General features: G+C 54.5%; 27 protein-coding genes. 7 read left to right on the top strand and 20 right to left on the bottom strand.

Annotation, left to right across the window (positions count from 1 at the left end; genetic code table 11):
- Positions 1-638: 638 nt before the first annotated feature.
- Positions 639-1,130, top strand: coding sequence for an HIT family protein (locus tag JMJ04_RS35350; protein WP_201375074.1), 492 nt, complete (start codon positions 639-641; stop codon positions 1,128-1,130).
- Positions 1,131-1,243: 113 nt separating this feature from the next.
- Here the strand turns inward: JMJ04_RS35350 and JMJ04_RS35345 are convergent, their stop codons facing one another.
- The 3 genes from JMJ04_RS35345 to JMJ04_RS35335 are packed head-to-tail and all read right to left on the bottom strand — an operon-like array spanning position 1,244 to position 3,193.
- Entirely contained in the window at positions 1,244-2,161 is a 918-nt protein-coding gene (locus JMJ04_RS35345; RefSeq protein WP_236038795.1) for a GGDEF domain-containing protein, read from the bottom strand.
- Complete coding sequence (locus JMJ04_RS49160; protein WP_201375072.1) at positions 2,043-2,399, bottom strand: hypothetical protein; 357 nt, start codon at positions 2,397-2,399, stop codon at positions 2,043-2,045. Before JMJ04_RS49160 ends, JMJ04_RS35345 begins: the two co-directional genes overlap by 119 nt.
- Positions 2,400-2,422: 23 nt before the next feature.
- Positions 2,423-3,193: an amino acid permease gene (locus tag JMJ04_RS35335; protein ID WP_201375071.1), complete on the bottom strand. Its 771-nt coding sequence runs from the start codon at positions 3,191-3,193 to the stop codon at positions 2,423-2,425.
- 705 nt (positions 3,194-3,898) lie between these two features.
- Here JMJ04_RS35335 and JMJ04_RS35330 point away from each other — a divergent pair.
- From JMJ04_RS35330 to mshB, 3 genes are all read left to right on the top strand, one after another.
- Positions 3,899-4,459: a DinB family protein gene (locus JMJ04_RS35330; protein WP_201375070.1), complete on the top strand. Its 561-nt coding sequence runs from the start codon at positions 3,899-3,901 to the stop codon at positions 4,457-4,459.
- A gap of 90 nt (positions 4,460-4,549) precedes the next feature.
- Positions 4,550-5,242 carry a dienelactone hydrolase family protein gene (locus tag JMJ04_RS35325; RefSeq protein ID WP_201375069.1) on the top strand — a complete coding sequence of 231 codons (693 nt, stop codon included), beginning with the start codon at positions 4,550-4,552 and terminating at the stop codon, positions 5,240-5,242.
- 60 nt (positions 5,243-5,302) lie between these two features.
- On the top strand, positions 5,303-6,178 hold the full coding sequence (gene mshB, locus JMJ04_RS35320) for an N-acetyl-1-D-myo-inositol-2-amino-2-deoxy-alpha-D-glucopyranoside deacetylase (protein WP_201375068.1): 876 nt from the start codon (positions 5,303-5,305) through the stop codon (positions 6,176-6,178).
- Positions 6,179-6,345: 167 nt separating this feature from the next.
- Here the strand turns inward: mshB and JMJ04_RS35315 are convergent, their stop codons facing one another.
- From JMJ04_RS35315 to JMJ04_RS35280, 8 genes are all read right to left on the bottom strand, one after another.
- The gene (locus JMJ04_RS35315) at positions 6,346-8,241 is read right to left on the bottom strand and encodes an ABC transporter ATP-binding protein (protein WP_201375067.1); all 1,896 of its coding nucleotides are present in this window, start codon (positions 8,239-8,241) and stop codon (positions 6,346-6,348) included.
- Between the two features lie 267 nt (positions 8,242-8,508).
- Positions 8,509-9,219: an urease accessory protein UreG gene (ureG, locus tag JMJ04_RS35310; protein ID WP_201375066.1), complete on the bottom strand. Its 711-nt coding sequence runs from the start codon at positions 9,217-9,219 to the stop codon at positions 8,509-8,511.
- A gap of 65 nt (positions 9,220-9,284) precedes the next feature.
- Positions 9,285-11,009 carry an urease subunit alpha gene (gene ureC, locus JMJ04_RS35305; protein WP_201375065.1) on the bottom strand — a complete coding sequence of 575 codons (1,725 nt, stop codon included), beginning with the start codon at positions 11,007-11,009 and terminating at the stop codon, positions 9,285-9,287.
- Positions 11,006-11,356 carry an urease subunit beta gene (locus tag JMJ04_RS35300; RefSeq protein ID WP_201375064.1) on the bottom strand — a complete coding sequence of 117 codons (351 nt, stop codon included), beginning with the start codon at positions 11,354-11,356 and terminating at the stop codon, positions 11,006-11,008. The genes ureC and JMJ04_RS35300 overlap by 4 nt, the downstream gene beginning before the upstream one ends.
- Positions 11,343-11,669 (bottom strand): urease subunit gamma, encoded by a 327-nt coding sequence (locus tag JMJ04_RS35295; RefSeq protein WP_201375063.1) that lies wholly within the window; start codon positions 11,667-11,669, stop codon positions 11,343-11,345. Before JMJ04_RS35295 ends, JMJ04_RS35300 begins: the two co-directional genes overlap by 14 nt.
- Positions 11,670-11,687: 18 nt before the next feature.
- Complete coding sequence (locus JMJ04_RS35290) at positions 11,688-12,461, bottom strand: urease accessory protein UreD (protein ID WP_201375062.1); 774 nt, start codon at positions 12,459-12,461, stop codon at positions 11,688-11,690.
- 273 nt (positions 12,462-12,734) lie between these two features.
- The gene (locus JMJ04_RS35285; RefSeq protein WP_201375061.1) at positions 12,735-13,448 is read right to left on the bottom strand and encodes an urease accessory protein UreF; all 714 of its coding nucleotides are present in this window, start codon (positions 13,446-13,448) and stop codon (positions 12,735-12,737) included.
- 91 nt (positions 13,449-13,539) lie between these two features.
- Complete coding sequence (locus JMJ04_RS35280; RefSeq protein ID WP_201375060.1) at positions 13,540-13,698, bottom strand: hypothetical protein; 159 nt, start codon at positions 13,696-13,698, stop codon at positions 13,540-13,542.
- A gap of 268 nt (positions 13,699-13,966) precedes the next feature.
- Here JMJ04_RS35280 and JMJ04_RS35275 point away from each other — a divergent pair, with 268 nt between their 5' ends.
- The 3 genes from JMJ04_RS35275 to cobS all read left to right on the top strand — a co-directional run bounded on the left by JMJ04_RS35275 (position 13,967) and on the right by cobS (position 16,384).
- Positions 13,967-14,440: an MGMT family protein gene (locus JMJ04_RS35275; protein ID WP_201375059.1), complete on the top strand. Its 474-nt coding sequence runs from the start codon at positions 13,967-13,969 to the stop codon at positions 14,438-14,440.
- A 157-nt stretch (positions 14,441-14,597) separates the two neighbouring features.
- Positions 14,598-15,293, top strand: a complete 696-nt coding sequence (locus JMJ04_RS35270) for a histidine phosphatase family protein (RefSeq protein ID WP_201375058.1) — start codon at positions 14,598-14,600, stop codon at positions 15,291-15,293.
- Positions 15,294-15,421: 128 nt separating this feature from the next.
- Positions 15,422-16,384 (top strand): adenosylcobinamide-GDP ribazoletransferase, encoded by a 963-nt coding sequence (gene cobS, locus JMJ04_RS35265; protein ID WP_201375057.1) that lies wholly within the window; start codon positions 15,422-15,424, stop codon positions 16,382-16,384.
- 79 nt (positions 16,385-16,463) lie between these two features.
- Here the strand turns inward: cobS and JMJ04_RS35260 are convergent, their stop codons facing one another.
- The 9 genes from JMJ04_RS35260 to JMJ04_RS35220 all read right to left on the bottom strand — a co-directional run bounded on the left by JMJ04_RS35260 (position 16,464) and on the right by JMJ04_RS35220 (position 24,881).
- Positions 16,464-17,165 (bottom strand): class I SAM-dependent DNA methyltransferase, encoded by a 702-nt coding sequence (locus JMJ04_RS35260; protein ID WP_201375056.1) that lies wholly within the window; start codon positions 17,163-17,165, stop codon positions 16,464-16,466.
- A gap of 57 nt (positions 17,166-17,222) precedes the next feature.
- On the bottom strand, positions 17,223-17,942 hold the full coding sequence (locus JMJ04_RS35255; RefSeq protein WP_201375055.1) for an MBL fold metallo-hydrolase: 720 nt from the start codon (positions 17,940-17,942) through the stop codon (positions 17,223-17,225).
- Positions 17,943-18,060: 118 nt separating this feature from the next.
- Positions 18,061-18,648 (bottom strand): TetR/AcrR family transcriptional regulator, encoded by a 588-nt coding sequence (locus JMJ04_RS35250; protein ID WP_201375054.1) that lies wholly within the window; start codon positions 18,646-18,648, stop codon positions 18,061-18,063.
- A gap of 75 nt (positions 18,649-18,723) precedes the next feature.
- Positions 18,724-19,896 carry an acyltransferase family protein gene (locus JMJ04_RS35245; RefSeq protein ID WP_201375053.1) on the bottom strand — a complete coding sequence of 391 codons (1,173 nt, stop codon included), beginning with the start codon at positions 19,894-19,896 and terminating at the stop codon, positions 18,724-18,726.
- Positions 19,897-19,981: 85 nt separating this feature from the next.
- Positions 19,982-20,296 (bottom strand): hypothetical protein, encoded by a 315-nt coding sequence (locus JMJ04_RS35240; RefSeq protein WP_201375052.1) that lies wholly within the window; start codon positions 20,294-20,296, stop codon positions 19,982-19,984.
- Positions 20,297-20,317: 21 nt separating this feature from the next.
- Positions 20,318-21,013 carry a hypothetical protein gene (locus JMJ04_RS35235; protein ID WP_201375051.1) on the bottom strand — a complete coding sequence of 232 codons (696 nt, stop codon included), beginning with the start codon at positions 21,011-21,013 and terminating at the stop codon, positions 20,318-20,320.
- Positions 21,010-21,906, bottom strand: coding sequence for an ABC transporter ATP-binding protein (locus JMJ04_RS35230; protein WP_201375050.1), 897 nt, complete (start codon positions 21,904-21,906; stop codon positions 21,010-21,012). The genes JMJ04_RS35235 and JMJ04_RS35230 overlap by 4 nt, the downstream gene beginning before the upstream one ends.
- Positions 21,903-22,274 carry a GntR family transcriptional regulator gene (locus JMJ04_RS35225; protein WP_201375049.1) on the bottom strand — a complete coding sequence of 124 codons (372 nt, stop codon included), beginning with the start codon at positions 22,272-22,274 and terminating at the stop codon, positions 21,903-21,905. Before JMJ04_RS35225 ends, JMJ04_RS35230 begins: the two co-directional genes overlap by 4 nt.
- A 150-nt stretch (positions 22,275-22,424) precedes the next feature.
- Positions 22,425-24,881, bottom strand: coding sequence for a beta-mannosidase (locus tag JMJ04_RS35220; RefSeq protein WP_201375048.1), 2,457 nt, complete (start codon positions 24,879-24,881; stop codon positions 22,425-22,427).
- Between the last annotated feature and the right edge of the window lie 113 nt (positions 24,882-24,994).

Here is a 24,994-nt window from a genome sequence, read left to right as displayed (position 1 = left end):
TTACAATATAGCATGAAAAGCGGTGAGAATGTGTCCTATTATCGAAAGTTCTGCCGAAAACTCTGGGTTGTTTTAGAGTTAGATCTGTGTTTTCAACTCAGGATTTTCGGCAGAACACGTGGTGCCTGTTCTGCTATCCTGTAAATCCCTACCTAAAACTGGCCGCTTTTGCAGTACATATCCGGGCAATAGAGCCTGAGACAGTAAGTCCGACTACGGCCTGATGCTACTGGTAAATAAGGCCAAATCTACAACAATTTTAAGGTGAACCTGAGAAAATCAGCGTGAATTGTAGGAATCGACCGTCTATCAAGAGACAAATCCATACCAGAAGAGCTGTTACGCACACATCTCTTGTAAATTCGTAGTGGAAAAGACAGCAATTGTTCGCCCTTCCTGGGTGGTACTTTCCCGAAAAGGTGCCATTTTCCCTGAAAAGTTGCTCATTTTCCTGAGAATGTGATACGCTCTGCACATTCGTAGGGATGGTAGTGTACCGCAAGGTTCGGTGTGTTTATCTCCGAAAAGTGAGTATTTCCCTGAAGGTTCGGTCATATTGTATCTGTATTAGTATGCTTGTATGAGCATTCCCTTCCTGATAGAGTAGCTAGAAGAATTCTCATAAGGAGAAGGAACCAATGAGTATTTCAGAACAGCAGGAAGCATGTTTTGTTTGTCAGAAACACAAAGGCCAACTTGCTCTTCCTGGCGGGATTATTTATGAAGATGAACTGATCTTTGCAAGCCATCATATTCCTGAAGATGGGCCGACTTCGTATCTTGGATGGCTCATTGTTGAACCCAAACGGCATTTTCCAGGGCTTGTAGAACAGACAGAGGAAGAAGCCAAAGCCTCTGGTTTGCTTATCGCTCGACTGAGCCGCGCCTTAAAAGTGTGTACAGAGGCAGAACATATCTATGCTTTTGTCTTAGGACATCACGTTCCTCATCTGCATATTCATCTTCTACCTCGTTATCCTGGCACTCCTCGTGACTACTGGGGAGTGCGGGTTCCCGAGTGGCCTGATGCACCTCAAGGTGATGCTCAACATATTGCACTGCTGTGTGAACGAGTACGTGACTATCTCACCACTGATGAAGAAGGCCCTTCTTTCAACTTCCCTGATTGATGTTCATGGGGTTTGTTGCGTAAACAAACTCCATTTTAGATCTCTCGCCATTCTAAAGGAGAGATATCTCTGATCTCTCCTTTAGAATGGCACGGGAGGAGACGAAATGGCCGTCAGACCATTTGACCGGGAAAGGTTGTCCGCGCGCCGGTCACGCGAACACAATCGCGCCCGGCCAGCTTGGCCTGATACATCGCCTGATCCGCCTGGTCAATCAAGCGATTCGGTTGGGTCCCATGGATCCCATACGCAGCCACACCGATACTCGTGGTGACGCTGACCTCAGTCGTTGGTTCTCCCAGGCCCGGCCCGCTATAAGGAGGCGACTGAATGATCCTTCGCAGGCGCTCCCCTTCCTCATGGGCTCGCGTGATCGGGACATCGTCCAGAATCAGCGCGAACTCATCTCCACCATAGCGCGCCGCCACGTCCCCTGCATGCAGAGCAGTACGCAGGCGTTCGGCGACCTGGCGCAAGACCTCGTCGCCCGCCAGATGGCCCCAGGTATCGTTGATGGTTTTGAAATGATCCACATCGAGAAACACCAACAGAAAACCGCTCCTCTCTGTTTGCCCACGCGCAATCGCCTCATCTAACCGCTGCATAAAGGCCCGGTGATTGAGCAAGCCGGTCACGGTATCGGTCAGCGCAGCCTGTGCTTGCTCCTGGTAGAGCCGATCGCGCTCCTCGTAGGCGCGTTGTAATTCCTCGCGCAGTTCCTTCTCCCGCGCCAGACTCCTGGCTTTCTCCCGTACCAGCGCGGAGCGGCGAGGAAGCTCACTGCTTCCCCAGGCAAGCACTAAGGAACCGACGATGCCGAGCAAAACCAGTGCAAACCAGCGATTGTGGGAAAAGAACAGCACAGGCCAGCCCGGCAGCAGTGGTGCCACCATGCAGACAAGCGAACTCAGACTACCAGCCACGCACAAGAGAGACAGAACCAGGCGTTGGAGACGGGTGAGCTGGGTCCGGCGGCGCTTTTTCCAGCAGAGCCAGAGAGCAAACCCAAACAGCAGAGCGAAGGAACCCACACCAGAGCGAACCAGCCAGTGAGGTTAATAATCCATATTGATCACCAGAGAACAATGCACTCACCAGATCGGATGACAGAAAGAGTCTGAGCAGCGTCGGCACGATGACGAACAAGAGCACTGCTGCGCAGGCAATCATTGCAGATTGGGCCAGGATCGCACGTCTCGGCGTGCCAGCCTGATTCAGTTCGGCCAGCGCGCGAGGCAGATAGCCCTGGCGGGCTGCCAGCAGAAACACGCGGGAAAAGATGAGCAGATACGCTAGCGCACAGGTAAATCCCCCAGGAACGTCAGCAGCCAGAAGAGGGCCATGCCTCGGGGTCCCAGAATGGGACCTAATAACTGAGGGCTAGGAAGTGGTAGCATCTGCAGCGTGGGATTTAGAATGAACCAGGCTACGGTTATGAGGAAGAGGAGCAGAAAAGCGCCGAGCCCTCCCCACCAGAGATAGCTGGTAGAACGCCGGAGAAAACGCTGCGGCCCCCGCATTTCCCCATCCAGCAGTAACGGGCCATTGAGTCCAAACAGGTTTAACACGGTCAGACCAAACAGCGACCAGGGGAAGGGTGCTGGCAATCCGATGAAGCCGGGATGCGAACCCAGGTGAGAGACGCTCTGACTGCTGTTCTGACCGATGAGGAGAGCGACGACCAGAAAGAAAACAGGGTACGCGAGCAGGACCACGCCACCGATCCACAGCAGGCGTCTGAACAGATGGAGGGGCAAGCACGTCAGCACGGTCTCCAGGACCAGCAAAACGGCAAAGACCAGACATTGGGCGAAGAAGGTGTCAAACCAGGGTGGGAAGAGATGCTGAAGCAGAAACAGGCAGATGCCCAGGCTGGCAAGGACCATCAACACCCCGATCCAGCAGGCCAGGAAGAGCGCCACCGATCTCCACCGTTCATGGAGCAGACGCAAGATCCAGACATAGAGGGGGACGTGCCTGGGCGCCTGGTGCAGCAACCAGCTAAACACCACGAGACTGGGCAGCAGAAACATCACCAGACCCAGCATCCAGTAGAATGACACCGCGCCTCCCGCAAATGCATCCCTCGCACGTCGGTGGGGATGAATGTCACCAACATGATAAGTAAAGCCAGATCGCGTTTGCGCCAGATCGTCGGCAACGTACTAGACGCCTGGGGAGGCTTCCCCTCTGGGCAGGCTGCTCCAGAATGTGGTAAGCCATGATGTCGTGCATGCAAGGTCATAGGTCTCTCCAGTGAACCTCGGCTGAGCAGGAAATACGCTCTTCTTTCTCTATCGGTACATGCAGCCAAAGAAAAGCTGACCATGGTTGGCTCTTGATGTCCAAGGGGGGAACCAGGTGAAGCTCGACAAAAAGGCAAGAGCCGTGCCGTACCAATAACTATTCCCACAAGTACATGATACTGACAGGGGAATGTATCTTTCCAAACCGACTCAGAAGTATCCATCCTTCCCAATCATCAAAAGTGCTTTTGAGCCAAAAGTTCGCTTTAATTATACTTATGAAACCGCTTGAAATGGGCCTTCAGGAGGAAAACCGCTGATAGTAAATTTGTTGTCCAAGGCTGGATATGGATAAGCAAAGCTGGACAATTTGGACTGTGGCTCTGAGCTCAAAGGCAGGGTTGAGCAGGGGGAAAAAGGGTGATATACTTACAAATTGTAAGATCGCAAGAGAGCGCTTATGGAAAGTGCTGACCAATAATGATATAGAACGCGGCATTGTAGGCCGCGGGAGGATTTGTAATGCCACAGTTTGATTTTACTGCGCTCCGCGAGGGCAAGACCACCTATGCGGACATGGTTGCCGAAGTTAGCTATAAGGATCTGCAAAATTATATCGAGCAGGCCTTTGAGACCGTTGAGACCATCCTCAAGGACGCGACGGATGCCGCGGTGAATTTTGTTCCTAATGATCCCAAGGCGACTGAGGACGGTGAACGTGGCTGGACCATCAGTCACATCGTGGCGCATTTGACTGCTGGCTTTGAAGAGAATGCTTCCGTCTCCTCTATTCTTGCGCGCGGCGTGGCTCTTGAGGCACGCCTGCACGCTGAGACCCCCTGGGAGACCCTGAAGACCGCGGACCAGGTCCGCGCCCGCCTCAATGAGAGCCGTCGCATGAGCCTGGCTTATCTCTCCGCCTGGCCTGACCAGCCCAATCTGACAACGACCATCACGCGTATCCCCGCCTTTGGTCCAATGAATGCCATTGGTGTTGGTATGCTTGGCTTCTTCCACGCACAGATGCACTATGAGCAACTGCGTGAAACGCTGAAGCAGGTTGCCGAAAGCGCGAACGCATAAGTTATAGTAGATAGTGTAAAATGCCTGCGCATTTTACACTATCTACTATAATCCCATGAAGTACCACATGTTATAAGGAGAGTAACAGTTATGGTACAGACGCAAGATGTGTCTTTCTCCGCGGGGAAGCGACAGGTACAGGGTTACCTGGCGCGACCGGAGGGCGAGGGCCCTTTTCCCGGCGTGATTGTGATCCATGAGATCTTTGGCATGAATGAGAACATTCGGGATATTGCGCGCCGCTTCGCGGATGTGGGATATGCCGCCCTGGCCGTGGATCTGTTCTCCGGGCGCAATCGCACGGTGTGTATGTTCCGCTTTATGGGGCAGATGTTTCTCAAGTCGCTCAACAATGAGAGCCTGAACGATTTAAAGGGCTCGCTTACCTATCTGACGGAGCAGCCGGGGATAGATGACTCACGCGTGGGCGCGATTGGTTTCTGCATGGGTGGTGGTTTTGCTATTGCCTGGGCCTGCACTGATGAGCGCCTCAAGGTCGTTGCTCCTTTTTATGCCGCCAATCCCAGGCCCCTGGACGCAGTCAAGCGTGCCTGTCCAGTGGTGGGCTCCTATCCCGACAAGGACTTTACAGCTTCTCAGGGACACAAGCTTGAGCAAGCCCTGGAGCAGTATACCATTCCCCATGATATCAAAATCTATCCCGAGGCAAAGCATTCCTTCTTTAATGATCAGGGACGAGCGTATCACGCCGAGGCGTCCGAGGATGCCTGGCAGAGGGTGATGACGTTCTTTGAAGCGCAGATTGGACCAGTACCCGTATAGATATTGATTGATATAAATTTTCGATATGAAGTTTCACTGCTAGTTGAGAAAGAGATCCTTATGACACAGACACCTCTGACTTTTATGGCTGTTCATGCTCATCCCGATGATGAGGTATTTGGCACGGGCGGCACATTGGCTATGCTCGCGGCGCGGGGTGTGCGCACCGCCCTGGTAACGTCAAACCTGGGCGAAGAGGGCGAGATTGTTGATCCCGAGCTGGATGAGGCCGCGAAGCAGGCGATGTTCCCGCGCCTGGCTGAGGTACGTCGGCAGGAGCTTCAGGCCTCTGTTGAGGCCCTTGGTATTCATGAACTGCGCCTGCTCGGCTATCGCGATTCGGGCATGGCTGGCCGTCCTTCTAATAATCATCCTGATTGTTTCCATCGAGCTGTGTTTGACGAGGCCGTCGGGCGCTTGGTAGCGATTATTCGTGAGCTGAAGCCGCAGGTGATCGCGACCTACGATGCTTTTGGTGGTTATGGTCATCCTGATCACTTGCAGGCACATCGTGTGGCTCTGGCAGCCTTCGATGCTGCGGCCGATCCTCGTTGTTATCCCGATATCCCCGGTGCCTGGCAGCCCCTGAAGCTCTATTATACGGCGATGTCGCGCTCGATGATTCAGCAGGCAGTGAAGCAGATGCGCGAGAGTGGCGCCGATGGTCCCTGGAATAATCCAGAGATGAATATGGACCGTATGGGCACACCAGATGAACTCATCTCTACCTGTGTTGATGTGCGCCCACATATCGAACAGAAGATTCAAGCTTTACGTGCGCATAGAACGCAGATCGCGCCCGATAACTTCTTCTTTACCCTGCCTCCAGAGCAGCGCGAACTTGCTCTGGGATATGAGTACTTCACCCTGGCGCGTGATCTAACGGATCGTCGTCCTGGTCTCTATGAGCAGGATATGTTCACAGGCATTCTCTAACTTTATCCATGCTTACTCCTTCTGAAAAACAATACCTTTTCCTCATGAAGAGGCATTAGGGAGATGAGCTGTTTTACGGGAGAAACGATGATGCAGTTTCTCCACCAGCACCACTAGCAGTGGTGCTGGTGGAGAAACATCCAACCGGAAAGATCTATCTTTTGCTCTTACCGATACGCCTCCGCCTGCAAATTGAACAGTTCGGCGTAGCGGCCATCAAGCGCGAGTAGCTCAGTGTGTGAGCCGCTTTCTTTGAGCACGCCCTCCTCGATCACAAAGATACGATCGGCCAGGCGCACGGTGCTGAAACGGTGGCTGATGAAAATGGCTGTCTTCCCCTCGGTCAGCAGGCGGAACTGGGTGAAGATCTCATACTCGGCCTGGGCGTCGAGCGAGCTGGTTGGCTCGTCGAGGACAAGAATCGGCGCATTGCGCATAAAGGCACGCGCCAGAGCCACCTTCTGCCATTCGCCCCCGCTGAGCTGAGTACCATCCTTAAACCAACGACCCAACATGGTGGCGTAGCCATCGTGCAGTTTTGTAATGACCGCATTAGCCCCACTCTTGCCCGCGGCCCGCTCCACCAGTTCCAAATTCTCAATTTCATCGATCTGGCCCACGCCGATATTCTCGCGCGCGCTCATATAATATGTTACATAATCCTGGAAGATCACACCCACTACGCTCCGCAGCTCTTCAATATCGTACTCGCGGATATCGCGCCCACCAATCAAGATTTGACCCGCGTCCGGATCGTAGAGGCGCGTCAGCAACTTTACTAGCGTGGTTTTACCAGCTCCGTTTCGCCCCACTAGCGCAATAGCCTCGCCAGCCTTGATGGCAAAGCTGACATTTTTTAAGGCAGCTTCGGTCTCAGGATCTTTGCCAGGATAGGTGAAGCTGACATTGCGGAACTCCACAGCCAGCCCGGGTGAGTTGGAATCGCGCTGCAAGGCATTTGGTTGGGCAGGCGAGACAATGCGTGGCTGATATTCCAAGAATTGGTAGAGGGTGTCCACAAAAAGATTGTTCTCATAGATCCCTGAGAGATTGCCGAGAATCCCCTGGAAGCTTGAACCAACCTGTATGATCGCTTGTGTATACATGGTCAGGCTACCAATGCTGATCGCACCGATCACTGCCCGTAAGGCCACATAGATATAGATGGCCGAATTTGCCACGGCCGAGAGACTGCTCCAGGCAAAACTAGCCAGATAGCGCCGCACAATGATGCGTTTATCTTCTTGGTACAACGCCTCAGCCAGATCTTTAAATTGATTAATGAAAAAGTGTCCCAGGCTGAAGAGCTTGATCTCTTTATTATAGGTGTCAGTAGTCATCAGGCGGTTCAAGTACATCATGCGCCGCCGCTCTGGTGACTGACGGCGCATCTTTTTATAGCCCCGCCAACCATAACGCGTGCTGGAAATAAACGAGGGAATCGGCATAAGCAGGGCGATCACCCCTAGCCACCAGGTTAGGTTGAGCAGCAGGAAGAGCATGGAGAAGAGCGTCACCAGCGTCTTGGCGAAATCGAAGAGTTGCGAGATAATCGACATCGGCTTATAGCTCGATTCGTCGGAGGCATTGCGCAGCTTATCATAAAATTCCGCATCCTCAAAAAATGCCAGGTCAAGTGTATTGGCTTTCTCCAGGATCATCGCCTGCACACGATTGCTCACGCGCTCCTGCAAAAGCTGTTGCGCAATATTGCTCAAGGTACTCAAAAGGTTTTGTCCCAAACCCACGACCAGCTGCGCCCCCACAAAAAACCAGACCATGCCCAGCGTGTGCGTGCGACTAAACGCGGCAGTGATCACGCTATCGACCACGCCCCGCGTAATCCAGACGCTCAGCACGGGCAAAAAGCCGCTGGCAAAGCTGATGAGCGCCATAGTGATCGTGAGCAAAGGGCTGGTAGACCAGACCAGACGAATCACTCTCGGCAATTGCGTAAAGGCTAGAAAAACTCTGCTTAACTGAAATGTTTCGTCGTTTTGTTCTTTGGTTTGCTTCCCTTTCGGCGTTTGGGGAGGCCGCTGTCCGTTCCCATTACTCGACATGGACGAGGGTACCTTTCTCTTAAAAGCTCTTATCTTCTGTCTAAGCATACGGTAGACTGGAGCATATCGCAACTCTTTAGCTGATGAGCTAATTAGAAGTTAATTGGAAGTTAATTGGAGAATGGTGAACAATGATACACGTTATGGATCTAGGAGCTTTGCAGACTGAGGGAGTGAAATATTGGAAATAAGTTGGTTTCTATGAGTATGGTTGGCGAGCGTACGCTCGCCAACCATACTCATAGAAACTAGACACAACTTTTTTATTTAGGCGTGCATGTGTTCGTGGGAGTGACTGTGGCTATGCGCCATACCCGAAGGGGCTGAACCAGTGGTAAGCAGGGTGCGGCGCTGCTCCAATGGCGCGCTCATCTGTTGCTCAAGCCAGGCGATGAGTTCAGATAGACCCGTTCCGACTTGCATGTTGGTGAAGATAAAAGGGCGTTCTCCACGCTGTTTGGTGGCGTCGCGGCGCATGACCTCAAGTGAGGCCCCGACAAAGGGAGCAAGGTCTATTTTATTGATAATAAGGAGATCCGAGCGGCAGATGCCGGGTCCGCCCTTGCGCGGAATCTTGTCGCCGCCTGAGACGTCGATGACATAGATGGAGACATCGACCAGTTCGGGGCTGAAGGCCGCGGCCAGGTTATCGCCACCGCTCTCGACGAAGATCAGTTCCAGCCCTGGCAGGGAATCCTCCAGCTCTTCAATAGCCTCCAGGTTCATCGAGGCATCCTCACGGATGGCGGCATGGGGGCAACCCCCGGTCTCGACACCGCGCACGCGCTCGGGTGGCAATGTACCCTGGCGCAGAAGGAACTCGGCATCCTCTTTAGTGTAGATATCATTGGTGACGACAGCCAGGTTGTGACGCGGCCAGAGCATTTTGCTGAGGCGGTCGATGAGCGCGGTTTTGCCGCAGCCAACTGGCCCGGCAATACCGACGCGAAAGGCGCGAGGGTTTGTGGTTTGTGACATGGTGCCACTTCCTTTCATAACGCTTCAGGTTATCTATTTCCATTGTAATCCTGGTGTTATAGGAATTAAAACAGGAAGTAGCGCTGGGCCATGGGGAGCTCGGTCGCGGGCTCGCAGGTGAGGAGTTCTCCGTCGGCGCGTACTTCGTAGGTTTCGGGATCGACCTCAATGGTGGGCATGGATGCGTTGTGGAGCATGTCGGCCTTGCCGATGGTCCGACAGTTCTGGACCGCGATAGCTTGTTTGCGCAGGCCGAGCTTGTGAGGCAGGTCTGCCTCGATGGCGGCCTGAGAGGTAAAGGTCAGGCTGGTAGCGGCGGTGGCTCCGCCGAAGGAGCCGAACATGGGTCGATACATGACTGGTTGCGGCGTCGGAATCGAGGCATTGGCGTCGCCCATCGCGCCCCAGGCGATAAAGCCGCCCTTGATGATTAGTTCAGGCTTGACGCCAAAGAAGGCAGGCTTCCAGAGCACGAGGTCTGCCAGCTTACTCGCCTCTATGGAGCCAACATGTTTGGCGATACCATGCGTGATGGCCGGGTTGATGGTGTACTTGGCGACATAGCGCTTGACGCGGAAGTTGTCGTTGCGTTCCGAGTCCTCTAGCAGGTGTCCGCGCTGCTGCTTCATCTTATGTGCCGTCTGCCAGGTGCGCAGGATAACTTCGCCGACGCGCCCCATGGCCTGGGAGTCGCTAGAGATCATACTGAAGACGCCCAGGTCATGCAGAATGTCCTCGGCGGCGATGGTCTCGGGTCGGATGCGGCTCTCGGCGAAGGCTACATCCTCGGGGACCTGGGGATTCAAGTGGTGGCAGACCATGAGCATATCCAGGTGTTCCGCGATAGTATTAACTGTGTAGGGCCGCGTCGGGTTTGTAGAAGAGGGTAATATGTAAGGATACGAGGCGATGCGGATGATGTCAGGGGCATGTCCACCGCCCGCGCCTTCGGTGTGATAGGTATGGATGGCGCGTCCAGCGATAGCGGCGATGGTGTTTTCGACGAAGCCAGCCTCGTTGATTGTATCGGTATGGATCGCGACCTGAACGTCGTATTGGTCGGCGACGCGCAGGCAGGTATCGATGGCGGCGGGCGTCGTGCCCCAGTCCTCGTGAAGCTTAAGGCCACAGGCCCCGGCCCAGATCTGCTCGCTGAGCGGCTCCGCGGTCGAGGTATTGCCCTTGCCGAGAAAGCCCAGGTTGACCGGCCAGGCCTCTGCCGCCTGGAGCATGCGCGCCAGGTTCCAGGCTCCCGGCGTACAGGTCGTGGCGTTGGTGCCGGTTGCGGGACCAGTGCCGCCACCCAGCATGGTTGTAACGCCGCTGGAGATGGCCTCGTAGATCTGCTGGGGCGCGATAAAGTGGATATGGCTATCGATGCCGCCCGCTGTGACGAGCATATTCTCGCCTGCGATAACCTCGGTTGAGGAGCCAACGACAAGCTCGGGATCGACCCCGGCCATAGTATCGGGATTTCCAGCCTTGCCGACCTTGACAATGCGCCCATCTTTGACGCCGATATCACCTTTGACGATGCCCCAGTGGTCGATGATCAGGGCATTGGTGATAACCAGGTCCAGCGCGCCATTGGCTCCCTCACGCGTGGCGCGGCTACTCTGGCCCATGCCATCGCGGATAACCTTGCCTCCACCGAAGGTGATCTCGTCTCCGTAGGTGGTAAAATCTTGCTCCACCTCGATGACCAGGTCGGTATCGGCCAGGCGCACGCGGTCGCCCACGGTCGGGCCATAGAGGTCGGCATAGGTCTGGCGTGGAATGTGCAGACTCATAGGGCGCGCTCTCCTTTCTCTGTAAGCGCTTCTGGTGCCAGGGGGCCATTGACGTGTCCTGCGTGCCCATATACAATGCGCGCCCCGGCGAAGGGCACAAGCATAACGACCTTTTCGTCGCCTGGCTCAAAGCGTACCGCTGTGCCAGCGGGAATATTCAGGCGCATGCCATAGGCCGTGGCGCGCTCAAACTGGAGGGCGGAGTTGACCTCGTAGAAGTGGAAGTGGCTACCAACCTGGACGGGGCGGTCGCCTGTATGCGTTACCTGGAGATCGACGATAGTGCGCCCGGCATTCGCCAGGATATCGCCAGCCTCGTCGTCAAGAAAATATTCACCTGGTTTCATATCGGCTCTCCTCCTGAATGGGGTCGTGAAGCGTCACCAATTTGGTGCCGTCGGGGAAGGTGGCCTCGACCTGAACCTCCGTAATCATCTCCGCGATGCCATCCATCACATCTTCGCGGCGCAGGATGGTTGTTCCAAACGTCATGATCTCGGAGACGCTGCGACCGTCGCGGGCGGCCTCCATAATCTCAGCTGTCAGAATGGCCATAGCCTCGGGATGGTTGAGCTTGAGGCCGCGCTGCTGGCGTTTGCGCGCCAGCTCGGCGGCCACAAAAATCAAGAGTTTCTCCTGTTCGCGTTGTGTTAGTTGCAAGATAAGCTCCTTTTCTACTTAATAGATTTTGCGTGGCATGGTGGCGCTCCGGCCGTAGAGGGCTGTGCGTGCCTTGTGCCAGAAGTTTGGTAGCTGCTGTTGGAGGGTGCGGCCCTGCTTGCTGAGCGCGCGGATGACCAGGCCATGCGCGGAGAGCGTGCTTACGCCCCAGAATATCTCCTGAGAGCTGATCTCCTGGGCCATTTCTGCCAGTTCGCGCTCCAGTTGTGTCCAGCGTCCAGCCTCGATGCCTACGCGGCAGATATAAAAGGTACAGAAATGGGTGTAGGGTCCCAGGCGTGTGGACGAGGTAAGGGGCCGCAGAGCTGGTTCCAGGTGGGCGCGCTCACAGGCAATCAGGCGTTCGGGTGTGTAGATATCCAGATCCAGGAAGAGTTGCTGGTAGGCGAAGCGCTCCTCGCTGCGTCCTGGCGCCACGATCTCCCAGTAGAAGAGGCCCGCGTCCTGGGCCAGCTCGATGCGTGTCACCTGTTGATAGCGAGAGCTAGCAAAAGGTATCAGGGGATCGGGCAGGTATTCGAGCAGGGCATGCTCGCCGACGCGGAGCAGAGTGTTCTGGCGAGCCAGGGAATCACCAGGATGACTGCGATAGAGCCGCGTGGCGCTCGTCGAGGTAAGTTGTGCGTAGGCGCCCGCCTCCAGGGTTGCGTGTAGCTCCAACTGATCGCCGCCCAGGACCCCACCCGAGAGATTGTGCAGGTGGACCAGCGCGCCACCCTCTGGCAGAGGAAAGGCGCGAATCACGCGTAGCGGCGGGTGCTGTTGCTCCACGCGTAGGCGCGTTATTGTGTGGGCCTCGGAGCGCACGAAGCGCAGATGAAGCGCTCCCCGAATGCTCGGTCTGAACTGAGCAGGTTCAAGTTGAGTGTGATTGATTTGATTTTCAGACTCTGTATGAAGCATAGTAAACAGGCAATCTAATGGCCCGGCGCTACTTGCGTACACGCCTACTGTCGGCAGTAGGCGTGTACGCAAGTAGCGCCGGGCTCAACGCTGAGCTTTTGAATTAATACACTTTCGCAGCAAGTGTGGTCGATAGCTTTTTTAGCTGATAAAGAGCCGGGTGGTAAGGGTTGGGTGGCGCATGCTCGCCAGATCCGGCAGGAAGGTAAAGCTAGTGACCTCATCCAGGGAGGCGTGATCGATACGCTTTCCAACCTCGATTAGAATTGGCTTGAGATGCCAGATGATGCTACTGGCCTGGCTCTGGCCCACAGGTAGCAGGCGCTGACAGGCATAGACCAGGCTGGTCAGGGTTTGTTGTAGATAGGCCAGCACCAGGGTTGATTCCTCTATCTCCAACATACCGCCGACCAGGCCAAAGGCCGTGCAATAGTGGGCCTCGCTCTGAGTTAACTTTGCCATGCGTAGCGCCAGCGCCAGGAGTTCGCCCCGGTCGCTCTCCTGAGCCAGCAACTGGACAAGCTGGAGGAAGCGCCTCCCTAGTGTGGTGCTTGCCGTACGTGACTCGCGTGCGCTCTTGAAGGCGCTTAAACGCATATTGAGCATTTGCCAGGCGGGAGCAAAGTTAGCAGGCGGAAGCTTGCTAAGGCGGCAAGCTTCGCGGCAGAAGGCGCCCTCCAGCAACCCGTTCTCTTGCATATAGTCAGAGAAGAAGGAGAAGAGCTGCTCGCTGGTGAGATCTCCGTCGTCGGCGAGCGTCTCCAGGCCATAGGAGTGTGCGGTACTGCCGATGGGAAGGGCGCTATCTGCCAATTGTAGTAGTTGTAGGAGCTGAAGATCCTGGCTATGTACCAAGCGCGACCTACTTTCTTTCTTAGTTATTAGGAGTTAAAGAGAGTGTACTGTCTAAAAAGCCTAAATACAAGGAAAGAGTACTAGCGGATAGTTACGCCGGCTTCTGCCCCAGAGTGATGAACGAGGTCAGCATGTGAAAGAAGCGCCCAGAGTGATTGGCCTCTCCAATGTACTCAATCCACTTATCGGCCTCTTCTGGTGTGACACATCCATACTCCTGGGGTGTAGCCAGCCTGGTCCACTCGATCAAAGCCCGATTCCGCCTGCCATTGCTGATTCATAAGTTGCTCCTTTGCATGAAATATATTGATCAACATGAGCATACCTTAAGAAAAATGTGTGATGCGCAAATGTCAGCAAGTAAGACTGAAAATAGCTAGAAGAGAAGGTGCATAGCTGGTATGATGGGCTGGTATGGATCTGTGTATATGTAAATAGCACTTACGCTTGCATTGGCGGGGGTGGTTGCGGTACGATGCGTTTTGAGTTTACAGGAATTACGCAAAAGGAAGGGTGATATGATACAGAATTCTTCTACGACGCCGGAGCCGGTGGGGCTGTTGAAGGCGCGGGTCTTTGCCCTGGTAGAGGCCTGCCCAGAGGGGCGCGTGACGACCTATGGCTGGATTGGTAAGGCGCTGGGTTATCCACGCGGAGCGCGCATGATTGGTTGGATCATGAATGACGCGCATGAGGGGGTGCCCGCACAGCGCGTGGTGAATAGCAAGGGCGAGCTGAGTGGAAGCTGGGCCTTTGGGCAGAAGGGGCGCATGCGCGAGCTGTTAGAGGCCGAAGGCATTGAGTTCTCGGGGGAGGATCGCGTGGACATCAAACGCTACGGCTGGGATCCCTCGTGCGACCTGGACGCGGAAGAGCTACAGCAGATTGTGAGCGCCGCCACCCCTGATAGTGGCGGCTCCAGCAAGCGCCTGCTCTTTCTCCTGCAAAACGATCCAGCCTCGCCTCTGCGCGAGGAGCTAGGTGGAGAGTAGCCCGCTACTGGCGTACGCGGCTACTGATTATGGAGGGGCCATGCTAGCATGGCCTTGCCATGGGAGCTGATCACTGCTGCCCTCGGGAAAAGCCCAAGCCAGCTTGGTCTCTACAATTTGGTAGATGCTCTAATGATTGCGTATATTAAGGGGTGAGATGATGGTTGATGATGTGAGCCTGGAAGAGTTGAGGATGTTGCGCAGGCCGTTGCGGCTGTGGCTGGCGCGGCATGGGGTGACGCGGTGGAGCGTGGAGAAACGCTATTGTGGCTGGAGTGACCCTCCGCTCGTATCAGAAGGAGAGGAACAGGCTCGCTGGCTGGCGCAGCGATTCAAGGGACAGGCTATTGCAAAAATTTATAGTAGCGATACCCGGCGTGCTGTGCAGACAGCCGAAATCATCAGCCAGGGCGTGCCTGGATCGGTGACCATAGAACAGGCGCTGGAGTGGCGAGAGATGCATTTTGGTACCTGGGAAGGTCTGACCTATGAAGAGATTATGGCCAATACTTCAGAGCAACCAGGCTTTTTCCGTGATCCGGTAGGCGAGGCGCCGCCAGGTGGAGAGAGCTTTGAGCAACTGGTCATGCGCGTACGCAAGGGTCTGCGCAAAATATTTATGGATGTGAATGTTGGGGCTGGGGGGCAGTGGGAGGAACAGGCTCACTATGTGCTCGTAAGCCATGGCGGTCCATTGCGGGTGCTGTTGTGTCTCCTGCTGGCATCTCCCGTGGGGCGCCAGTGGCAGTTTCGCCTGGACCCTGGTTCGCTGAGCGCTATTGACCTCTTTCCTGGTCAGAGAGAGGGCGAGCCATTAGCAGCCATACTGGCGCTTCTGAATGAGCAGCGGTAACTAGGTGATCAGAAAAAGAGGGGAGGTGCAGGAGGGTCTCCCTCCTGCCGGGGTGTGGGGCGTCCCCACAATTCTCTTTCCTTATTCGAGATGTTCCAGTATAGCGGGAGAAGGAGTGCAGTCAGAGTATGGAGAATGAGCCAACACCACACAGTATGCCAACCGAGCGGGACTCAGGGTCCTGGCGACCAGGAGGAACGAGCTATGGTAGCGTGAGCAGGGGGCGGCAAGCGTCGGGATCACAGCCCCCGCGCGGACCAAAGTGGCGGCCATCGCTATCCCCAACAAATACTTCATTGGGCGAGCAGTATGCCGAGTTCGTCGCGGCAGTACAGTTCCTCTCCGTATTGCCAGTACCTTCGAGGTCGGGACGAGCGCCGCAGAGCACACAGGACGCTAGCACAAGCAGTCAGACAAGGATTGGGGCCGCCTACTTTCCTATAGTCGGATTGATCTTTGGCTTGCTCTTATGGCTGGTCACCTGGGTATTGGGCTTTCGTCTGCCGCACCTGGCGTTGACTGCGCTGTGTGTCGTCGGGCTGGTGATCCTGACGGGTGGGCTACACCTGGATGGCTTGATGGACTCGTGCGATGGGTTACTGGGAGGGAGGACGCGTGAGCGCAAACTGGAGATCATGCGCGATAGTCGCGTAGGTAGCTTTGGTGTCCTGGGGGGTATCTGCGCATTGCTGCTCAAGTGGGCCTTTCTGGGGAGCATCTCGGGCGCGCACCTGGTGCCCTCGCTCATGTTGACGCTGGTCCTGGGGCGCTGGGCCATGCTGCTCGCGCTGTATGTCTTCCCCAATGCGCGCACGAGTGGCCTGGGTGTCAGCTACAGGCAGGTGGTTACACGTGGGCAGGTGTTGCAGGCAGGAGTTATCTCGTTGGTGATCGCGCTGATAGCGGGCGCCTGGCTGGCCTCGGGGCTGGGTCTACTCATTGGTCTGCTAATCTGGGTTTGCGCGGGTATCTGCGCCCTTCTGTTTGGCAACTGGATAAACGCGCAGATAGGCGGCCTGACAGGCGACAGCTATGGCGCGATTGAAGAACTCACTGAGGTTGTGTTGCTCCTTGTGCTGGCGCTACTCTAAGTGACATATGCTAATGGATCTGTTGATAAATGAGGCTAAGGGTGGATTTGACACACTTCTGAATCTGGGCTGTGCACAATCACGATTGCCTTCGAGATTGAGCAAGCCAGACTGTTCGTCCACCAGCAGTAGGGTCTTCGACAGCATGTGCCACAACATCGAAACCGAATTGATCAAGCAACATCTGGTATTCCGCTGGATCGAGGCTGGCATGGTAGAGTGATTCTCCCTGATACTCACCAATTGCCTCGCCGTGCCGTGGACCAGTATTGAACAGAAGGAAAGCTGAAGGGGCTGCGTGGGCGGCGAACACCTTGAACATTTTTCGCTGATCATCGGACTTGAGGAAGAAAAAGCTGTCCCAACCGAGAATGCCGTCAAATCGCCGGTGAAGCGCGATCGCTCGCATATCCGACACAATCCACTCCTCCTCCGGCATGCGCTTGCGACAGAGGGCGATGAGCGTCGAAGAGGTATCGACACCAGTGACACGAAGTCCATGCTGTACGAGATTGTGAGCGACAGGCATTCCTGACCCACATCCAAGGTCGAGAACGGTTGCGCCTTCAGTCAGGCATTTGACGAACCGATCATGCCAACCCTTGTCATTCCATTTTCTGCTATTGCGATCAGCATCCCATTCAAGAGCGTATCGCTCATATATCTCAGGGATCTGTTCGGCGAGATGCTTTGTCATAGTCTGTAGTATAAGCGTTCGCTCATCTCCTCGCAAGTTCTCGTGGTAGATTGGCTGAAGGTTCGACCAAAAGTGCTGAGTCAAGAACTTCTGGTCAAACCTTCACCTGATTTTCGGCGGTTTAGCCTGATTCGTCCAGGCTTAAGAGAACTTACTGGCAAAGGCTTTAATGGTGCTGACGGCGTTGCCGATCAGTGGTTGGCCGTGGCCGAGGCAGATAGTTGCAACATTTAGTTCAGCAACTTTATGGATTGAGCGTTTGGCCTCGGCTATATCGGGAGTTGCTGCAACCATGGGTAGGAGGAAACGACCCAGGGGGGAGCGCATCATAACATCCCCTCCAAAGAGAATACCGCGCTCCGCGTGCCAGAAGCCACACTGGCCCGGACTATGTCCCGCTAGATCCACAACCTCCAGGCCGGGAAGTACCTCATCGAGTCGATCACCCTCCCTAAGTTCATAATCGACCGGAACAGCTACAGTATGGCGTAGTTTGGGTATCACCCAGGCATCATAGACGATGCGGTCAAAGGCGCCTAGCTCCGCCTTTGAGGGATGCAGGGGTCTCTTCTCGCCACGAATGACTGCGCTCTCATAGCGATGGTGGGCGTAGACTTGGGCGCCAGTTGCCTCCTTGAGTGCGGCCAGGCTGCCATAGTGATCCCAGTGGGCGTGCGTGATAAGTACGCGCTTGACCTGGTTGAGCTGATATCCTGCGTTCTTGAGCTCCTTCTCCATCTGAGGAAGAGAGCCGGGAACCCCCGTATCGACAAGCGTCAGGCCATCGGTGGCCTCGATGACATAGCTGTGGGCGAGGCGCAGACCCTCGATACTAGAAATACCATGTTGAATGTGTTGCATAGCTATTCTCCTTTATTTAGTACTAGTCAGTACTAATATGTGTGCAAAAAAAAAGAGCACGCTTCTTTCTATTTGACAGACCGTCATTTAAAAAAGAGGGCCACTCTGGTTTCAGTGATCAGGAGGATTGGAACAGGTGAAGCAGGGCATCGCGTTCTTGCCGGAGCGCTGTGGCGCTCTTCTCGATGCTAGCCACCATCAGGCTCCCTTCAAGCCATGAAATGAACAGAGAAGCAAGGGCTGATGTTGGCAGGTCAGAACGAATTTCCCCCAGGCGCTTTCCCTCGTTCAGGAGCCTTTCAAGCCCCTGGTTTTGCTGGCTGAAGAACTGGCGCAGACGTTCGCGCAGACGTTCGTTGGTCTTGCCAGCCTCCACCATGAGCGACATAAGGGGACAACCGCCGATGCATTCACGCTCTACAAGTTCAGCGATCAACCCATCGGTATACGCTCGTAGCTTCTGTAAAAGTGTGTCGTCCTTGTTTTCAAGCACGCACTGGCGGAAGAGCAGTTGCAGCGAAGCGATATGCTTCTCTAGCACAGCCAGGGCCAGCTCGTCCTTGCTCTGAAAATGATAGTAGATATTCGATTTGGCAACGCCGCTCTGTTTGACCACGTCATCCATACTTGTGGTAGTAAAGCCATGAGCAAGAAATAGCTCGGCCCCTACCTTGATGACCTGATCGCGATTCGATGTGCTTCTCATGATTAGTACTATACAGTACTAATCATGAGAACGTCAAGGACCAGTAAATTGGAATGATGTATATTTATGCTACGTTTAGAGGATCTTACGCACTAGCGGGAGCTTGCGGAGCAAGTAGGCGCACACGAAACAGAGCGGAATAGAAATGAGCATAGCGAGTGCAAACTTGAGCAGTGGGTAGAGGTGCAGACTACCTAACGCATATTCCGCCACACAAACCAGGATAAGGGCGTGAATGATATAGACGGCGTAGGTTTGCCTACTAAGAAACTTTCCCAGGCTGCCCTGCCGGTTCATACGCTGACGAAAGAAGATGAGCAAGCCCATGCTCATGCCAACCCCCATGAGTGCTTCCCAGAGCGCGTAGACAAATGCCTGCCAGTGCAGACCGCCAACGAAGGCTCCCCAGCTACTCAGTAGCGCTGGGATAAAGAGGATAAGCGTAGAGCCGAGCGCGACGCCCAGGCCAACCTTTCCCATTGAGGCTGGTATACGCTGAAACCAGCCGTGACGAGCTGCCAGGAGACCGACGAGGAACAGTCCGATATACTGAGGGAAGTTAGAGGGGATGAGATTTAGCAAGGGAATGGTCCAGCCGAAAGGGAGCCAGATGCGCATCAGGAAGGTGATAAGCGCCAGGGAGAGTGTGAATATCAGGGTAGCGCGATAGGTGAGTGGCTTGCTGGTCGCCAAGGTGAATGTGGAAGCTGCGCGTTTGCGAGTCAACCAGCGCCAGAGCACGTACAGGCAGTCAAAGGCTAACAGCGCTTCGACGAACCAGAGCGGTCCAGTGCCAATGGTAGAAACGCCATACTTAAGCAGGAATGATCCATAGGGTATGGGGGTGCCAGCGCCAAGGTAGATGATCAAGGGATTAAGGATGAATGTAAAGATCAGGAGCGGCAGCCCCAGGCGTAGAAACCTATCCCTGAGAAAGGCTTTCGGTCCCTTGTGATTATATGAGCCGGGGGTAAAGTAGCCTGAGATCAGGAAGAAACAGCCCATGAAGAAAGACTGGTTAAAGAGAACCAACAGCCCCAGGAGCAAGTTTGTGAGCAGATCATGTGTTGTTTCCCTGTAATACCAGGGGCCAGCGATATAGGTGAGAGCAAGGTGATGGATGATGACCAGCATCGTTAGTAAAACGCGTGTATGGTCGACAAAGAAGAGGCGAGGCCGGGCCGTGGCTGCTAATGCGAGCGGCGCTTCAAGCCTATAGGGTGTTTCTTGGCCAATCTGGTTTGACATGGCGAATCCTTTCGAGTGGTGACACTTTAGGCCTATTTTGCCAAAGTGCCAGCCGGTTGTATGCTTTACCTGATGTATGACTTATCTACTCAATTTTATCAATGGCGACGACGGCAATGAGAAAGATGGCAATGGCGGCAATGCCAAAGCCGATCCAGCCCTGTGCCCCTCCCATAAAAACCATAAAGAGGAGGGCAAATGGAATGAGCATGAGCATGGAGGTGATTGCCAGTATAAAGCGGTAGATGTTCTGCATGTCGCGCCTGGGAGCGCGAAGCTTCTCATTGGCTACGCTGTCTGGCTTTTGGAAAGAAGACATCTCGTACTCCTGATGTTCGCTTGCCGATTGCATTTCATATACTCCGTAGGAGAAATGATTGGTGTGGCTGAGAGTTGACATAATGCTTTTCCTTTCTGCTATCTAAGCGATAGTTGCTTTACGCAGCAATACATAGGAGATTGAGAGGCAGGCAACGAGCGGTAAAAGGAACCATGAAGCTAGATCATCTGCGCTCTGATGGGTTAACCAGGCGAAGATGTTCCCCCACCAGTTGAACTGTGTACAGGCGAATGAGCCAATTGTGCCAAGTAGTAGTACCGCACCACTCGTAGCCAGCAGACCAGTGCGGCCAGCGCGCTGATAGAGGCTACCGATAATAAAGCCCAGAGTATAAAGGGTAGCCAGGGCAATAAAGTACACCCAGAATTGAGCCAGGAATGAGCCATCGCTAACATAGGGCAGGTGGAAGAAGTGCAGCCTCACACCCCAACCCCCTGTTAGGTCTGCTTCAATGAAAGAGAGTAGAAGCAGCACAATGGCTTCGGTTGCGCAGACTGTTATTGCGACTAGCGTTGTTCCCAGAATATAATCTGTGCGGCGCATAGTAAAACCAAGAGCGAAGGAAAAGGTGCGATACACAACGAGTAGGCCAATGATGAGCATATAGATGTAAATGGAGGCAAGGCCGCCAGTATAAATGCCTGTATCCGTGTGCGTGAACAAACTTATGATCAGGTTGATGGCGAAAGATGGTAACAAAACCCAGCACCAGGGCGCAAGAAGCCACCAGAACCAATCTTTGGAGTGCATATGAAGGATAGCTTGCATGCGATTCATAGGACTTCCACAGCCTTTCTTTCGGTTCGCGCGCTCGTGAGATGGATAATCAATTGTTGCAGGGAGATGGGCGCGATTTCTAGCCCCAACGCCTCGGCCTGGCGCCGTGTATCAGCATCCAGGTACCCAAGGAGCGTGGCCTCGGCGAGCGAGCCAAAGGCCTTGCGCTCAAGTAGCTCCTTACCTGCTGTAAAGGTATCGACCTTTGAGGCCGTTCCAACGATAGTGAAGGCGCGTTCGCGGAGCGCATCTGCCTCCTCATCGATGATTAATCGACCCTGGTCGATGACAAGAATATGCTCTAAAAGCCGGCTTACCTCATCGATGAGATGAGTAGAGAGGACAATAGTGCGCGGATGGTCGGCGTAGTCCTCGATCAATTGATCATAAAACAGGCTGCGTGCTACGGCGTCAAGTCCCAGGTATGGTTCATCGAAGATGGTAAGTGGCGCGCGGCTGGCGAGACCGATAACAATACCCAGAGCGGAATGCATGCCCCTGGAGAGAGCCTTGATACGACGCTTTATAGGTAGGCGGAAAGCTTCTACCAGGGCGCTGGCGTACTCGCGATCCCAGTTGGGAAAGAACGAGAGGGAGAGGTCCAGCATATCGCAGACACGGAGGCCCTCGGGATACTTCTGGCTCTCCTTAACGAAACATATCTTGCCGAGCACGCGATTATTCTCATAGGGTTGTTCTCCAAAGACCAGTAATTCTCCACTTGTAGCAAAGATCTGGGCCGTGATCATCTGCATAATCGTCGTTTTTCCGGCCCCATTGCGGCCAAGTAGCCCATAGATCTTGTTCTCTTCAATGGCGAAACTAACCTGATCGACTGCCGTGACCTTACCATAGGTCTTGGTTAGCCGCTGGGCTTCGACAACCTTGCTCATTGGCTACGTTCCCCTCTCTGTATCATATCAATCAGCTGTTGTGTAGTGACACCCAGTTTGTGGGCTTCACGCATCATAGTCACAATATATTGCTCATAAAAAAGCTCTCTACGTTTACGCATTAATTGCTCGCGAGCGCCGCTTGACACGAACATACCGACACCGCGTTTCTTATACAAGATGCCTTGATCTACCAGAAGATTGACGCCCTTCGCGGCTGTGGCCGGATTGATCTGGTAGAAGGACGCAAATTGGTTCGTAGAAGGCACCTGCGACTCTTCGGGTAGCTCGCCGCCGAGGATATCGTTTTCGATCCGCTCAGCGATTTGCACAAAGATTGGCCGGTTGTCATCAATTATCTGTGCCATAACTTACCTACTTAACTGGTTAGTTACTCGTGTAACTAACTATATAAGATAGACAGGAAAAAGTCAAGAGGTTGAGATGAATCGAGGAAAATTGACAACAAAAAGGCAGTGTTGAGACCCCTCAACACTGCCTTTTTGTTATAACTCTTGTTATGCGCGCAGCCAATCGATGTGAATGACGCTGTCGTGCTTCAGGCTCTCGGCCTTAATGATATAACGCTCGCCTGGCAGGAGATCGAGCATATTGTCGCTCCATTTGACCCCGTCCTCGGCTGTGAGCCAGACGCCCTTGGCGGGGCGCTGCGTTTGCAGCGAGAGTGTGTCCTGGCTCAGGCGCTCTACGCGGATGCCTGGCTCAGGCAGGGTAAGGTATTTGAAGGGTTCAGGCCAGAGGGTGGCTCGTGCGAGAACCTGGTCTCCCTGAAGCAGACGCGCGCCCAGGATGTGGCCTGTAGTGGCCACAAAGGAGGCCGTTTGCAGCTCGGTCGCCTGATTGGGCTCAAGTGTGTAGGCACGTTGCTGCTCGTCGACCAGCTCGCCTTCGAGGGTCCACCATTGGAGAGCCAGGTGGACATCGAGGGGCTGTTGCGTGGCGTTGACGGCCCAGACGGCGGCGTGCTGCTTATCCTGTGTGGCGAGACCGACGACGATAGGAGCCAGCTCGCGGCGCACACTGTAGTAGGCAGGCTTCGGGCGCAGGTAGTAATCGACCATGGCCCAGCTTGTGACGGGCCAGCAGTCATTGATTTGCCAGACCAGGGCGCCTCCGATATACTCTTTGCCTAGTCCTTGCCACTGGCGGCGCCAACCTCGGATACCTGAGCAGAGCGCTTCCGATTGGACAAGTTGGGTGGCGTAGATGTAGCTATCAAGATCGGCCGGATTACGCACCGTATCGGAGAGGTAAACGGCCAGGCGGCGTGATCCGTCAGAAGCCTTATTATGGTGCTCCAGGGTGCGACTGAGTGGATAGCGCTCCTCTGCTGAGGTAAAGGCTTCAATCGTTGAGCGAACTGGTGTGGCCTGCATACCGAATTCGCTGATGAAACGGCCTCCAAGTCTGGGGTAGTCCTGGTACTTCCTCATAAAACCATGCCAGACATCCCAGACGTGTTGATCACCTACTTCGGGATTATTGCCGTTGGTGCCACCATAGGGACTGCCGCGCCAGTAGGAGCGTGAGGGATCGAGGCGGGCACACACCTCGGGGAGTACGCGCTCGTAGAGTTCACGGGCGGAGAATTGTAGGGTAGTAAAATCGCCTTCAAATGTGGCATCATAGTGTCCCGTAGATGAAGCGACCATATAATCTTCGTTATTGCCGCACCAGAGCGCGATACTGGGGTGATGATGCAAGCGACGAACAGCAGCCTCGGCCTCCTCCTTAACACTTGCCTGAAACCAGTCTAGCGCGGGATACATGCCACAGGCAAACATGAAATCCTGCCAGACCAGGATACCAAGTTCATCGCAGGCGTCATAGAAGACATCCTCTTCATAGATACCGCCTCCCCAGACACGCAGCATGGCCATATTGGCATCCGCCGCCAGTTGCACCCAGGCACGATAGCGCTCGGGCGAGATGCGTGGCGTCAGTGAATCAGCGGGTATCCAGTTTGCGCCCCCACAGAAGATAGGCGTATTGTTGATGGTAAAGTAAAACGAGCTCCCTGGTTGATCGGAGAAGGCATGCTGGCTTAGCTCCAGGCGGCGTAGTCCCGTGCGTATCTCGCGTTGGTCCAGGGTGCTGCCTTGCTCATCGTGAAGCGTTACCACCAGGCGGTAGAGAGGCTGCGCGCCATATCCACGTGGCCACCAGAGCTGCGGCTGGACAAGCTGTAGCCTGGCTTGTAGACGATACTGCCCATGGTCAGGCAGAAGCTCCAGGGCCGTGCCAGGAAGTTCCTGCTCGCCAACGAGCGTATTCTGTGAATCATAGATACTGACACTGCACGAGACATTAGCAGGATCCGTGCCACCAAGCTCAATATCTGTGGTGACAGAGAGCAGAGCGCTTTCTAGATCGGGGCTGACCTCAGGCTGAGACAACACATCGACGATGCGGCTCTTATAGGCGAGCAGCGAGATAGCGCGCCAGGGGCCGGCGGTCATGAGAACTGGACCCCAGTCCCAGCCATAGTGATATTGCGCTTTTCTGACATATAAGCGGCTACTATCGCCGTTCCAAGATGTGTGCTTGCCATGTTGGGCTTCTAGGGCTTGACCCAATCTGAGCGCGGACTCAAAATTGATCAAGAGCTCATTCTGACCGGGGCGGAGCAGGTTAGTGACCTCGACGTGTAGAGGCACAAACATATTGGTGCTGCGCGCGACCTCCACGCCATTGAGCCAGACTGTTGCGTAAGTATCCAGACCCTCGAACTGTAACACAACATGTTCAGCGGCCTGGACATCATCTGTAAGCGTAAAGGAGCAGCGATAGAGCCAGTCACGCTCGCCGATCCACTGAATATCATTTTCAAGGGTGCCCTGGAAGGGATCGGGAATGCGACCAGCGTCGAGCAAGGCCTGGTGAACCGTCCCGGGAACTGGCGCGGGCAGCCAGCCCTCTTCGCTTATACCATCGCTCTCAACAGAGAGGGACATATTCCGTTCTTTTACCAACCAGTTCGTTGCCAAAGGTAGACTCAGTTTTTTTCAAGATAAACCATCTCTTCTTAGCTCATCATAGAGCAGGCTATGGACGAGAACGTCAATGT

It is taken from the genome of Ktedonobacter robiniae (assembly GCF_016587375.1).
In the GTDB taxonomy this organism is placed as follows: Bacteria; Chloroflexota; Ktedonobacteria; order Ktedonobacterales; family Ktedonobacteraceae; genus Ktedonobacter; species Ktedonobacter robiniae.
The sequence above is the reverse complement of the archived record's forward strand: the minus strand, read 5'-3'. Positions and strand labels throughout refer to the sequence as shown.